The sequence below is a fragment of the Catenuloplanes japonicus genome, assembly GCF_000717135.1.
In the GTDB taxonomy this organism is placed as follows: Bacteria; Actinomycetota; Actinomycetes; order Mycobacteriales; family Micromonosporaceae; genus Catenuloplanes; species Catenuloplanes japonicus.
The window spans coordinates 105,910-117,407 of record NZ_JNXY01000028.1; the positions used below are offsets into that span (position 1 = coordinate 105,910).

Here is an 11,498-nt window from a genome sequence, read left to right on the forward strand (position 1 = left end):
CCGCGATGACGGGCTGGTTGTCCGCGCCGTACGTCCGGGACCTGGTGTCCGGCGCGTACGACCACGAGTTCACCGTCACCGCGACACCGCAGTGGACGCACGTCCGGCGGGCCGTGCAGCTTCCGGACCACGGTTGGAAGCTGCACGTCTCGTCCCGGGCCGCGGACCTGCCGGACCTGGCCGCGGTCCTGGTGCCGTACCTGCTGGCGCAGCGGCACGCGTTCAAGCTCGCACCCGGCGTCGACGCGCTCGCGGTGATGAACCAGGGTTGGGAGATGCCGGCCACGGTCGGCAAGGCGTTCACGATCTACCCCGCGCCGGAACGCGTCCGTGAGCTCGGCCTCGCGCTCGGCGCCCTGCTGCGCGGCCGGACCGGGCCGCGCATCCTCTCCGACCGCCGGGTGGCGCCGGACGCACCGGTCTACTACCGCTACGGCCCGTTCACCCAGCAGTGGTTCCGCGGCGAGCGCGGCATGATGGCCGTGCAGATCCCCGGCCCGGACGGTGCCCGTTTCGACGCGGCCGCGGAGCTGCACTACCGGCAGCCGGAGTGGGTCACCGACCCGTTCGGGCAGGAGGCAGCGGCGCCGGAGCTGCTGGCCGGCCGGTACCGGGTGGAGCGCGGCATCCTGCGCGCCGCACAGGGCGACGTGTTCCGCGGCGTCGACACCGTCACCGGCGACCCGGTGGTGATCAAGCAGGCGCGGCCGTTCGTCGGCGACGCCGGCGACGGCACCGACGCGCGCACCCGGCTGCGCAACGAGCGACGGGTCCTGGCCGCGCTCGGCGGCGTCGACGGCGTGCCGCGATTCCTCGACCACTTCGCGCACGGCGACGACGAGTTCCTGGTCAGCACGGACCTCGGCGACGAGAACCTGCAGGCCCGCATCCTGCTCCGCGGCGGCCTGCGCCTCTCCCCCGCGTTCACCGCGCTGGCCCGCGACCTGGCCCGGATCGTCCTCGCGCTGCACGACCGCGACGTGATCATGCGGGACATCACGCCCCGCAACGTGGTCCTCGCCGGCGACCGGGCCGGCCTGGTCGACTTCGGCATCTCCGCGCTGCACGGGCTGCATCCGCGCGGCGGCACGCCCGGTTTCGCGCCGTCGGCGCAGATGAGCGCGGAGCCGGCCCGCCCGGAGGACGACGCGCACGCGCTCGGCATGACGCTGGCGTTCGCGGCCACCGGACTGCTGCCGGTGCAGGGCGAGACCACGGACGGGCTGGCCGCCGCACGCATGCGCTCCTCGCTGTCGGCGATCCTCGGCGGTTCCGGCACCGTCCTGCACGATCTGATCAGCGGTGACGGCCCGGTCGCGCTCGCGGCGCTGCGCACGCTGGCCGGCGGTGACTTCACGATCAAGATCAGCAGGGGGTACGACGAGAGCCCGTTGCCGCCCGTGGCCGAGCTGCGCCGGCAGGTGCTGCGGATCGTGCTGGACGAGGCGCCGGAACGGGTGCTGCACGCGCCCGCGTCCGCGTTCGCGTCGTTCGACGGCACGCTCTACACCGGCAGCGCCGGGCTGGGCCTGGAGCTGCTGCACCATCGTGCGGCTGCCGGCGTACCCCCGATGCTTGATGATCTTCTGAAGCACGCGTCCGCGGGTGACCGGCGGTCGCCCCGGCCACCGGGCCTGTTCCTCGGCTCCACCGGGACGCTGCTGTTCCGGGCGCGGATGGGTGATCCGGACGCGGTCGCGCCGGCGCGGCCGTTCGCCACCGACGACGCCCACGACGACATCATCACCGGCATCGCCGGCTGCGGCATCGGATATCTGCTGCTCGGCGACGTGGCCGCGGCGCGCGCCTGCGTGGACGCGCTGCTCGCGGCCGGGCCGATGCGGCTGTCCGTCGCCGGCGAGGCCACCCCCAGCACCGACCCGGCGTCGAGCTACTCGCACGGCACCGCGGGCGTGCTGGACCTGCTGCTGCGGTACGCGGAGGTGACCGGCGACCAGGGCGTCCGCGACGAGGCGGCCAAGCGGGCCGGCATGCTCGCGGACACCACCGCGGACCTGATCGTGCGCGCCCAGGGCCCGGATGCGGTGCCGCTCGCGGTCTCCTGGTGCCAGGGCCTGTCCGGCATCGGGCAGGCGCTGCTGCGCGCGTCGGTCGTGCTGGGCGACGACCGATACTCCGGCCTGGCGCTGGAGGCCGCCGAGGTCTGCACGGCGTGGATCCCGCGTATGCAGAACCCGAGCCAGTGCTGCGGCCTGACCGGCGTCGGCAGCTACCTGATCGACTGCGCACGCCACACCGGCAGTGCGTCCTATCTGGACGCGGCGCACGGCGTGGCCCGCCAGCTGCTGCGCCGCAGCCACGGCCCGGACGACGCACCCCGCTTCATCGACCTGCGCCGCCAGGACGCGCCCCTGTCCTGGGCCGCCGGCTACACCGGCATCCTCACCTTCCTCCGCCGCCTCGACGACCCCGCATCGCCCGGCCTGCTCTGACTCACCGCCGGCCCGGCTCGCTCAGCGCGCGGAGGTAGCGGGTCGTCACGTAACGCTGGGCCAGGCGGCCGAACGGGGCGCCGGCCCGGACGATGAGGGAGGCGGGGAGGCTGAACGCGCGGATCCGGAACCGGACCTCGCCGTCGCCGGTCCTGGTGACCACAAAGGACTCCTCGCCGCGCTCCGGGTGGCCGGGCAGCGTCCCGTAGGCGAAGCCGCACCGGCCGGGCTCGTCGACGGTCCAGACCACGCGGCACGGCACCGTGAAACCGACCGGGCCCAGACCGGCCCGCAGGACGACGACCACGCCGGGTGCGGCCCGCCCGCCGGAGTGCAGGACGGACAGGCCGGCCCGCCGGTGCATGCGCCAGTCGAACAGGGCGTCGACGGCGCCGGCGAAGACCTCGGGGCCGGCACCCAGGCTGATCTCGCGGTCCGCGTGGTCGTACCCGGGAGGCAGGGTCGTGTCCCTGGTGGCACCGACCTCGGGATAGGTCAGCGGGGCGTCGGCCAGCGCGGAGAACGCTCGGGCGGGATCGCGGGGCATCGCCTCACGGTAGCGGAGTGCCCGCACACGCTGGCCCGGACGCTTTCCGCCGTGCAGACTGTCCCGGATGAGCCAGCTGGACCTGAGTGACCCGGGTGTCCGTCATCGGCTGCTGGCCGAGGGGCCGGTCGGAGCGTGGGAGACCTTTCCCGGCACGCACACGGCGCTGATGTACGACCTCGTCCGGTTCGGTCCGGACGGCACCGGGGAGATCCGCAGCGAGAGTGTGCTCGGTGGCGAGAGCTTCGCGAACTTCACCTGGTCGGTGCGGCGGTCCGGGCTTCTCGCCTGCATCGTCACGGAGGCCTCGTACCTTCCGGAGACCGACGACGACACGGAACCCGACGAGGTCGAGACGGTCGGCTTCGAGTTCGCGCAACGGCACTCCGACCTCGGCACCTTCTGGGTGATGCGTGACCCGCGGACGGACGGCTTCTGGAACCTCGGCTTCCCGCTGTCGCCACGGACCTCGCGCTGACCTTTCTTGCTCTTGGGTTCCGGGCGGGTGGCTAGGCTCGGCCGTATGTCGAGTTACATGTCCGCCGCGTGGCTGGACCTTGTGCCCGGTGCGGACGCCGAAACGGTGCTGACGCTGTTCCGTGAGCAGTTCGAGGAGGGGTTCGCGACGCAGACGCCGGACGGGACGCGCCTGGAGGTGCACGTGTTCAGCGTCGGCTATGCACGTCTCGGGGCGCTGTGCGCGGAACTGGTCGCGGAGGGCGGGCCGGGGCGGCGGGCGTTCGTCGTGCTGGATCATGACGAGTTCGGCGGGGAGGTGGTGGCGCTGGCCCCGGGCGGGCGCGTCTACCACTTCTACATCTATCCGCGGGACGAGGAGACGGGCGAGGCCTGTACCGACGAGGGCGGGCCGGCGCTGGACGACGTGCCGGCGCTGTCGGCTCCGGAGCCGTCGGACGAGCCGGGTGCGGTCCTGGCCGGTCCGGTGGCGCGGGAGCGGCTCGCGCGCCTCTATGAGGTGCCGCTCGACCGGGTCGAGGAGGCCGACCGGCGCGCGGCGGACGCGCACGAGTCGCTCGGCATCATCGGGGTGCCGTTCGAGCCGTGGCTGGACGCGCTCGGCATCGAGTGGTCGGAGGCTTGATCCGCACTCTTACGATCTTGGGGTGACCGCGTTCGAGGAGCTGTTCAGCCGCCATGTCGCCACCGCCTTCGCGCGTCAGCTCGCGCTCGCGGACCACATCGGGGAGCGCGACTGGCAGATCGACCTGACCGAGGGCGTGGCAACGTTCGGTGACGATCTGCGCTATAGGGTGCAGCTGCTCGGGACCGAGAGCCACCTGGACGACACCTGGCTGTGGGCATGGGCGAACGAGGTCCCGCAGGAGTTGCTCGGGCTGGCCATGTGGATGCGTGAGTACGGCGGCAACAACGCGGTGGCGGAGCTGACCGAGGCCACGTTCGCGCTGGACCGGGCGTCGGGGGTGCAGCTGGCGCTGATCGCGTCGGCGCTGTCGGGGCGGTGCTACTACCGGGGGCCGTACGAGGGCGGGGCGCTCTTCTTCCACCTGGAAGGGCTGCCGGCCGAGATCATCGCGCCGGCGCGGCCGGAGCGGGTGTTCACGGTCGTCGGGCAGGTGCTGCAGGGGTTCCCGGTCGACCATCGGCTGATGGTCACCTCGTTCCTGGCCCAGCAGGGCTGGGAGGTCGAGGACAGCCCGGCGGAGGTCGTCGGCCGGCACGTGAGCGGCACGGACATGCGCGTCACGTTCGACGAGCTCGGCCGGATCACGAACCTCGCCGGCTCCCTCCAGCCGGGCTGAACACTATGCGGTCTGCTGCCGCTCCAGCCAGGAGAGGATCGCCCGGTTGGTCTCCTCCGGCTTCTCCTGCTGGATCCAGTGGCCGCAATCCAGACCGATCACGTCCGCCTCGGGTACGAAGTCAGTCAGCGTCTCCGACCTGGCCACCGTGTCGCGGTCGCCGTAGATCATGAGCGTGGGCCGGCGGATGATCGGGTCCACGTCGGCCAGCAGGTGCCAGTTACGGTCCAGGTTCCGGTACCAGTTGATGCCGCCGGTGAAGCCGGAGGTGGCGAAGGCGTCGACGAAGACGGCCAGGTCGCTGTCGCTCATGATGGGCTCGCCGGGCGGGGCCTCCATCCTGGCCAGGTCGATCATCGTGGTGCCTGGTTGCGGCTCCGTGTCTTTCCGGTACATGTTCCGGAGGAAGCGGGACGGGTTCTCGTCGAAGACGGCGTCCGCGACACCCGGCCGGCGGTTGAAGTGGACGAAGTAGAAGTCGCCGCCGAGCACCGCCTCCATGACCTCGATCCAGGGCTTCTCGCCACGATCGAGGTACGGCAGGCTCAGGTTGATCACGCGGTTGACCCGGCTCGGGTGCAGCAGGGCCAGGCCCCAGACGACGGCCGCGCCCCAGTCATGACCGACGAAGGTGGCATCCTCGTACCCGTAGTGGTCGAGCAGCCCGACGAGGTCACCCGACAGGTGCGCGATGTCGTACGCGGTGACCTCCGACGGGCGGGACGAGTTCCCGTACCCGCGCTGGTTCGGGACGATCACGTGGTAGCCGGCCGCCGCCAGCGCGGGTATCTGGTGACGCCAGGAGAAGGCGTGCTCCGGCCAGCCGTGGCAGAGCACGATGGGGTTCCCCGCGTGCTGCCGGCCGGCTTCGAAGACCTCAAGTTCCACACCGTTGACCGCAATGACGGTGGGCTCGGGAAAGTCGGTTGTCATGAGGGCATCGTGCGGGGCGATACCGGTCACCTCCTGACCGGTTTCCGTGGAACCGTTACCGGGGTGAGAGCCGACCGGTTGATGGCCATCCTTCTTCTGCTGCAACATCGCCAGCAGGTGACCGCGGCGGAGGTCGCCCGGGAGCTGGAGGTCTCCGAGCGCACCGCGCGCCGCGACCTCGACGCCCTGGGCATGGCCGGCGTGCCGGTCTACTCCGTCCAGGGCCGCGGCGGCGGCTGGCGCCTCGTGGGCGGCGCACGCACCGACCTGTCCGGGTTGACCGCCGGTGAGGCTCGTGCGCTGTTCCTGGTCGCGGGCCCGGCCTCGTCCGCGACGCCGGCGGTCAAGGCGGCGCTGCGCAAACTCCTCCACGCCCTGCCGGAACCCTTCCGGGAGCAGGCCGAGGCGGCGGCGTCATCAATAGTCATGGATCCGAGGCGGTGGGGGTCGAGCCGGGGCGAGCCCCGGCTGCCGCGCTTCCTCGACGCGCTGCAGGACGCGGTGATCCGCGGCGTCCAGGTGCGGCTCGGGTACGTCGACCGCGCAGGTGCGGAGACGGAGCGAACGGTGCATCCGCTGGGCATCGTCGCCAAGGGCCCGTCGTGGTACCTCGTCGCAGGCACCGAGGCCGGCCGGCGGACCTTCCGGATCGACCGTGTGACGTCCTGCCTCCCGACCGGCGACCCCGTGGACCGGCCCTCGGACTTCGACCTTGCCGAGAGCTGGCGGGCGATCGCGGACGAGATCGACCGGCGGCGGATGCCGCTTGAGGTCCGGGCGGTGTGCACGCTCGGCGGGATCGGGGTGCTCCGGATCGGGTTCGGCGGGCGGCTCGAGGTGGGGGGTCCTACGGCCGACGGCCGCGTCGAGGTCGTGATCCGCGGCAGCGATGAATATGTGGTCGCGGGCGAGCTGGCCGGGCTGGTCGCGTGGGTCGAGGTGACCGGGCCTCCGGGGGTGCGGGAGCGTCTGGCCGCGATGGGAAAGGCGCTCACCGAGCGGTACGGCTGAGACCGGTACGGACGACGTGCGGCAGCGTGCCTCAACGGCTTTGACGCGGCAGCACGGCTCGTGGATGAGTCTGTGATCGGCGCGCAGATCCGTGCTCCGGAGCCGATCGCTCTTCGCTGTTGTTCAGGAGTCCAGGGCGGTGAGCACGGATTCGAAGTCTCTTTCGCCGGCCCGTGTCTGGGCGCCGGCGGCGAGGGCCGCGCGGGCGAGGCGGGTGGCTGCCGGTTCGGAGCGGTCAGCCCCAGATCTCCTCCGCGGTTTCGGCGATCAGCCGGAGTTTGGCGACCTCTTCGTCGTAGGTGAGCACGTTGCCCTCGACCGTCGAGGAGAAGCCGCATTGCGGGGAGAGACAGATGCGGTCGAGCGGGACGTAGGTGGCGGCCTCGTCGATGCGGCGCTTGAGGGCGTCCTTGGATTCGAGGGCGCCCTTCTTCGTGGTGACCAGGCCGAGCACGACCATCTTTCCGGGCGGTACGAAACGCAGCGGGGCGAAACCGCCTGAGCGTTCGTCGTCGTACTCCAGGAAGAAGCCGTCGACGGCCAGCTCGCTGAACAGGGCTTCGGCGACGAAGTCGTAGCCGCCTTCGGCGGCCCATGAGGAGCGGAAGTTGCCGCGGCACATGTGGGTGGTGACGGCCAGGCCGGCGGGGCGGTCGGCGATCGCGGCGTTGATCTGGCGGATGTAGCGCAGATGCTGGTGTTCGGCGTCGTCGCCGCGATCGTTGAGCAGCCGCCGCTGAGCGGGGTCGTTCAGGTAGGCGAGGCTGGTGTCGTCGAGCTGCAGGTAGCGGCAGCCCAGGCCGGCGACGCGGCGGACCTGTTCGGCGTAGGCGGCACTGAGGTCGGCCCAGAACTGCTCCTCGTCGGGGTAGACCTTCGGGTCGATGGCCGCACGGCCGCCCCGGTAGTGGACCATGCTGGGCGACGGGATGGTCAGCTTGGCGGTGACGCCGTCATCCACCCCGTTCGCCAGGAAGGTGAAATCGTCGCCGAAAATCGTCTCGGCGAGCCGGACCGGGGCGTCGATCGCCAGCGCCGCCGACTCGAAATCGAGCTCGCCCTGATCGTTGCGGAAGTGCACCTGGATCTTCTCATCGGTGGGACGAATGCCCCCTAAACGGTAGATAAAATCCATGTGCCACGAGGTACGCCGGAACTCGCCGTCGGTGGCCGAGCGCAGACCCACGTCGCGCTGCATGCGGATCACGTCGCGAATGGCGTCGTCCTCGATGGCGCGCAGCTCGTCGGCACCGATCTCGCCGGCGGCCTTCCGCTCGCGCGCCGTGAGCAGCGGTCCTGGGCGGAGCAGGCTGCCGACGTGGTCGGCACGGAACGGCGGGGTGTCGCGCAGCGTCATCGTCGATCCTTCCGTAGAATTCACCCTTTTCGATACGCTACCGCTCGCAAGCGGATCAGGCGACGAGCGCCCGCAGGCCGTAGAGGGCGAGGACTCCGGCAAGGATCGAGGCAGCGCAGAGCCCCGGCGCCGGGCCGCCCTGCCATCGCCGGGCGACACCACGCCGCCCACCACTACCGCAGCAGGCCGATGCCGACGAACGCTCGATCAGCGGCAGATCCGGACACGGGCCGGCTGCCAGCCGCGTCTACGGCCGTGGAGCGAATTGCTGCAGCAGAACGCGTTGTTCCGGCTGGACGATCAGAGCTTTGTTGCTCGGTGTCGGGTATATCTCGGCGGCCACCCACTGCGGGGACTTCACGCTCGTGGCAGCACCGATCTTGACGCCGCGCTCGCGTAGTTCGCCGAGCAGGTGCCGAGCGTCGAACAGGTACACCGACTCCAGGCACCACGGCCGGACAGTGCCCCGCGAGTGGGCAGCGGGTCCGGCTGGTCCGGTCAGCACGAGGTAGTAGTCCAGGATCTCGGACCGGGTGACGTCAAGGAGCCCATCCCGCTTGAGATACCACTTCACATTGACCGTACGGCCATGCAGGGGACCGGAGGCGAATCGGCCGTCAAGCGCAGCCGATGCCGCGGAGTCCTCCAACCGGATGTTGAATATGCTCGCGGCGATCCACTCGCCGAGGTGTCCCGCCGTCATCGGACGGCCGGTGATAGCGGCGATCCTGGCATCGATGGCGTTGCGCTCGCGAAGCAGCCCGGCGACCACGCGAAGGTCATTCTGACGCATAGAAGGCAGTCTGCCGCACCATGCCCACCCCTCCCCTCGGCCGACAGCAACCGAGAGAGTCGATCGCACAGATCAAAAGGCATGATCCCGTGTGCTGGACGCCGCATGAGACTGGCGGCAGAAGCGGACGTCGGCGAGCCGAGCAGCGGCGCAGAGCGCGACGACTACACCCGGCGCCGCGCTCGGTCGGCGGCATGGGGGGCGGGGGTCGGTGGTGGTTCGGTCCTCGGATGACGGCTCGGGAAACGCCGCCCTTCAGGACGGCTCGACGCCGTCATCGCTGGTGCTGATTGACGGCATGAGTCAACGTCCGTCATCTCCCGTCCCGTCAGAATGAGATCGCGTCAGGGAGTCGACGGGAACCGCCTTGAGCTCCTCGCCTGACTGCACGTCCCGACCGGATCGACGAGGCAGTGCTACCGCACTATCATCGGCACAGTTCAGCACGTCGCTGCGGCACGCGAGACCACCGAGCGTGAAGGGCCGTTGCTGGTCGGTATGACCGATCGGCGGTATGTGCGCGCAGCCGATCAAGGAACCGGGGCCATCGCGACGTCGTCGAGGTCGCGGGAAAGACGGCGGTCGCCCCCGGGCTCCGACCCTCCTTCAGCCGTGCCGATCCAGGTCGGCGAATCCTGGAGTTTCTGCACCCGGGGCTCGGTAGGTTCGGCTGTGCCACGCTGACCACATCGAGGGCGACTATGACCAGAAGTGACCGCGTGTTCGTGCGCAATATCCTCCTCGAGGCCGGATACCCCGAGGATTGGGTGAGCGCCAAGTCCGGCCCTATCAGCGGAACGTATTACCACCACCGCAGGCCAGGTCCGCCTGCGCCGAAGGACGACAAGGGTATGGCGATCTACGGCCCGGAGGACGTCGCCGGCCTGCTCGAAGTCGCCCGCGACCTGAAGGACGGCAACGGGGGCAGCCTGGAGCGTCCCGCGCCACCGATCTGCGACAACCCGAAGTGTTCGATGTGGAGCCAGCAGCACGGCGGCCCCTGCGACGACTGATCCTATGAACGCAATTCGGTAGGAGCGTGCGCCCGGGCCAGGCCGACGCCGATCATGCCGCGGGACCGCTCTCGGTGGCCAGGGCACCCTCGGCGGCATGTGAGTGCGTTTCTCCGCTTTGCTCCGGCTACATGCGGCACCGGCATTCCGCCGATCTACAGCACACGAGAGGAGAGCGGCCTAGGATTTCCGGCATGCAGGACGAACGTCCTGTACTGCTGACCAGCCAGCCTATGACCGTTGATCGGATGATGTAAGCAGTGAGGATCGATGTCTTCGATTCTTGAAGCCGAAGAGGCCGACATCGGTGTCGCGTATCGGCTGGTGGAGTTGTTCGACGGCGAGGGTGACGAGGCTCTGCCGACTCCGCGCACGGTGGGCCATGCCTGGGTGAGTGCCGGCATCTTGACGGTGCTGCTGGAGTCACCTGAAGACATCAGCCGGCCCCGGGTGCAAGCGTGGGCCGCTGCACGGAGCGTGACGATGGGCGGATGTCGGCGCGCGTCGTAGCGTGCAACCGCGTCTCCGTAATGTAGTTCGACGTGGAAGACGATTGGCATCCGGAGAGTGGACCTCACGGCTTCCTGACCGCCACCGCCCACCAGGCACGCCTTGTACTCGATGCGGACGACGGCTGGCCGACCTACGAGGCAGGTTCCGAGTTCCAACGCTTGGCCGTTACGGCCATGGCCGCGACGCCCAAAGGTGAGTTCCTTGCCGATGTCCCCACCGCTCTCAACTTGATCTGGGGCGCACTTACCGACGAGATGGACGCTCCCGGTAGGGGCTCACCGGAGCAGGACGCTGCTGCCGTCCGACATATGAAGCAGGCCGCAACCGAATGGCTCAAGAGCATGAGTTCCTCGGACGCCCGAGCCGCCTACTGTGACCGCTGGGTACACGATGAATGCGGCTACGAACGAGGATAGCCGGCGCGGCGGGTGCAGCGGGTTGGCGCGCTCTTCTCGGCAGATCCGGATGCCAGTGACGCGCTCGGCGCGCCCGGACTGCGGCAGATCCGGATGGTGCGGCGGCAAATCGGTTGCCGCGCTGTCGATGTGTGGCACCGTGTGAGTCCCGCTCCCCTACCGCGAGGCCACGGTGACGATCTACTTCTACGGCGCCGACGAGGTGCCGTACGGCTGCTTCTCCAACTTCTCCTCGCACGGCTTCGACCTCGACGGGCACCGGTGGCCGACGTCCGAGCACTACTTCCAGGCTCAGAAGTTCGCCGGCACCCGCCACGCCGATCTGATCCGCCGCGCGGCCGGCCCGTTGCGCGCCGCCGAACTGGGCCGCGACCGCTCCCGGCCGCTGCGCCGCGACTGGGAGCGGGTCAAGGACGACGTGATGCGCCGGGCCGTCGCGGCCAAGTTCGCCGCCCACGCCGACATCCGCGTCATCCTGCTGGACACTGGCGACGCCGAGATCGTCGAGGACACCGGCACCGACCACTACTGGGGGCGAGGCCGGACCGGCACCGGCAAGAACATGCTGGGCCGGATCCTGATGCGCACCCGCGACCGCCTACGCGCCGATCGTATCCGGGATGACCGGGGGTCCCAGACCTGGCGCCGCCCGGCCTAAACGTGGCGTTTGCGCAGGTCAGG

General features: G+C 70.3%; 13 protein-coding genes. 9 read left to right on the top strand and 4 right to left on the bottom strand.

The window, feature by feature from the left end:
- Positions 1 to 5: 5 nt before the first annotated feature.
- A complete protein-coding gene (lanL, locus tag OP04_RS34085) occupies positions 6 to 2,453 on the top strand; it encodes a class IV lanthionine synthetase LanL (protein WP_051799517.1) in 2,448 nt (815 codons plus the stop codon).
- 1 nt (position 2,454) lies between these two features.
- Here the strand turns inward: lanL and OP04_RS34090 are convergent, their stop codons facing one another.
- Positions 2,455 to 3,000 (bottom strand): DUF1990 family protein, encoded by a 546-nt coding sequence (locus OP04_RS34090; RefSeq protein WP_085066997.1) that lies wholly within the window; start codon positions 2,998 to 3,000, stop codon positions 2,455 to 2,457.
- A 67-nt stretch (positions 3,001 to 3,067) separates the two neighbouring features.
- Between OP04_RS34090 and OP04_RS34095 the strand changes: the two genes are divergently transcribed.
- Genes OP04_RS34095 through OP04_RS34105 form a run of 3 tightly spaced genes read left to right on the top strand, consistent with a single transcriptional unit; the run spans position 3,068 to position 4,781 of the window.
- Positions 3,068 to 3,478 carry a hypothetical protein gene (locus OP04_RS34095; RefSeq protein WP_033344033.1) on the top strand — a complete coding sequence of 137 codons (411 nt, stop codon included), beginning with the start codon at positions 3,068 to 3,070 and terminating at the stop codon, positions 3,476 to 3,478.
- 45 nt (positions 3,479 to 3,523) lie between these two features.
- The gene (locus OP04_RS34100; RefSeq protein WP_157240742.1) at positions 3,524 to 4,102 is read left to right on the top strand and encodes a hypothetical protein; all 579 of its coding nucleotides are present in this window, start codon (positions 3,524 to 3,526) and stop codon (positions 4,100 to 4,102) included.
- Between the two features lie 22 nt (positions 4,103 to 4,124).
- Positions 4,125 to 4,781: a DUF6882 domain-containing protein gene (locus OP04_RS34105; protein ID WP_033344035.1), complete on the top strand. Its 657-nt coding sequence runs from the start codon at positions 4,125 to 4,127 to the stop codon at positions 4,779 to 4,781.
- Positions 4,782 to 4,784: 3 nt separating this feature from the next.
- On the opposite strand, the gene OP04_RS34110 is transcribed toward OP04_RS34105, so the two are convergent.
- Entirely contained in the window at positions 4,785 to 5,714 is a 930-nt protein-coding gene (locus OP04_RS34110) for an alpha/beta fold hydrolase (protein ID WP_033344036.1), read from the bottom strand.
- Positions 5,715 to 5,795: 81 nt separating this feature from the next.
- Here OP04_RS34110 and OP04_RS34115 point away from each other — a divergent pair, with 81 nt between their 5' ends.
- Positions 5,796 to 6,725: a helix-turn-helix transcriptional regulator gene (locus tag OP04_RS34115; RefSeq protein ID WP_232323840.1), complete on the top strand. Its 930-nt coding sequence runs from the start codon at positions 5,796 to 5,798 to the stop codon at positions 6,723 to 6,725.
- Between the two features lie 235 nt (positions 6,726 to 6,960).
- Here OP04_RS34115 and OP04_RS34120 read toward each other — a convergent pair whose 3' ends face one another.
- Together OP04_RS34120 and OP04_RS34125 are read right to left on the bottom strand one after the other, a co-directional pair.
- The gene (locus OP04_RS34120) at positions 6,961 to 8,082 is read right to left on the bottom strand and encodes a 5-methyltetrahydropteroyltriglutamate--homocysteine S-methyltransferase (RefSeq protein WP_033344038.1); all 1,122 of its coding nucleotides are present in this window, start codon (positions 8,080 to 8,082) and stop codon (positions 6,961 to 6,963) included.
- A 247-nt stretch (positions 8,083 to 8,329) separates the two neighbouring features.
- Entirely contained in the window at positions 8,330 to 8,875 is a 546-nt protein-coding gene (locus tag OP04_RS34125) for a hypothetical protein (RefSeq protein WP_033344039.1), read from the bottom strand.
- 701 nt (positions 8,876 to 9,576) lie between these two features.
- Between OP04_RS34125 and OP04_RS53855 the strand changes: the two genes are divergently transcribed.
- The 4 genes from OP04_RS53855 to OP04_RS34135 all read left to right on the top strand — a co-directional run bounded on the left by OP04_RS53855 (position 9,577) and on the right by OP04_RS34135 (position 11,475).
- Positions 9,577 to 9,888 (top strand): hypothetical protein, encoded by a 312-nt coding sequence (locus tag OP04_RS53855; protein ID WP_157240744.1) that lies wholly within the window; start codon positions 9,577 to 9,579, stop codon positions 9,886 to 9,888.
- Between the two features lie 270 nt (positions 9,889 to 10,158).
- Positions 10,159 to 10,398, top strand: a complete 240-nt coding sequence (locus tag OP04_RS34130) for a hypothetical protein (RefSeq protein ID WP_033344040.1) — start codon at positions 10,159 to 10,161, stop codon at positions 10,396 to 10,398.
- Positions 10,399 to 10,430: 32 nt separating this feature from the next.
- Positions 10,431 to 10,817: a hypothetical protein gene (locus tag OP04_RS53860; protein WP_157240746.1), complete on the top strand. Its 387-nt coding sequence runs from the start codon at positions 10,431 to 10,433 to the stop codon at positions 10,815 to 10,817.
- A gap of 172 nt (positions 10,818 to 10,989) precedes the next feature.
- On the top strand, positions 10,990 to 11,475 hold the full coding sequence (locus OP04_RS34135) for an NADAR family protein (protein WP_051799518.1): 486 nt from the start codon (positions 10,990 to 10,992) through the stop codon (positions 11,473 to 11,475).
- Positions 11,476 to 11,498: the final 23 nt, after the last annotated feature.

What these genes read in the sequence shown, in the direction of transcription:
- OP04_RS34125 (WP_033344039.1), bottom strand. Translation starts at nt 8,875, where the DNA reads ATGCGTCAGAATGACCTTCGCGTGGTCGCCGGGCTGCTTCGCGAGCGC.
- OP04_RS34115 (WP_232323840.1), top strand. Translation starts at nt 5,796, where the DNA reads ATGGCCATCCTTCTTCTGCTGCAACATCGCCAGCAGGTGACCGCGGCG.
- OP04_RS34090 (WP_085066997.1), bottom strand. Translation starts at nt 3,000, where the DNA reads ATGCCCCGCGATCCCGCCCGAGCGTTCTCCGCGCTGGCCGACGCCCCG.
- OP04_RS34130 (WP_033344040.1), top strand. Translation starts at nt 10,159, where the DNA reads ATGTCTTCGATTCTTGAAGCCGAAGAGGCCGACATCGGTGTCGCGTAT.
- OP04_RS34095 (WP_033344033.1), top strand. Translation starts at nt 3,068, where the DNA reads ATGAGCCAGCTGGACCTGAGTGACCCGGGTGTCCGTCATCGGCTGCTG.
- lanL (WP_051799517.1), top strand. Translation starts at nt 6, where the DNA reads ATGACGGGCTGGTTGTCCGCGCCGTACGTCCGGGACCTGGTGTCCGGC.
- OP04_RS34110 (WP_033344036.1), bottom strand. Translation starts at nt 5,714, where the DNA reads ATGACAACCGACTTTCCCGAGCCCACCGTCATTGCGGTCAACGGTGTG.
- OP04_RS34120 (WP_033344038.1), bottom strand. Translation starts at nt 8,082, where the DNA reads ATGACGCTGCGCGACACCCCGCCGTTCCGTGCCGACCACGTCGGCAGC.
- OP04_RS53855 (WP_157240744.1), top strand. Translation starts at nt 9,577, where the DNA reads ATGACCAGAAGTGACCGCGTGTTCGTGCGCAATATCCTCCTCGAGGCC.
- OP04_RS34100 (WP_157240742.1), top strand. Translation starts at nt 3,524, where the DNA reads ATGTCGAGTTACATGTCCGCCGCGTGGCTGGACCTTGTGCCCGGTGCG.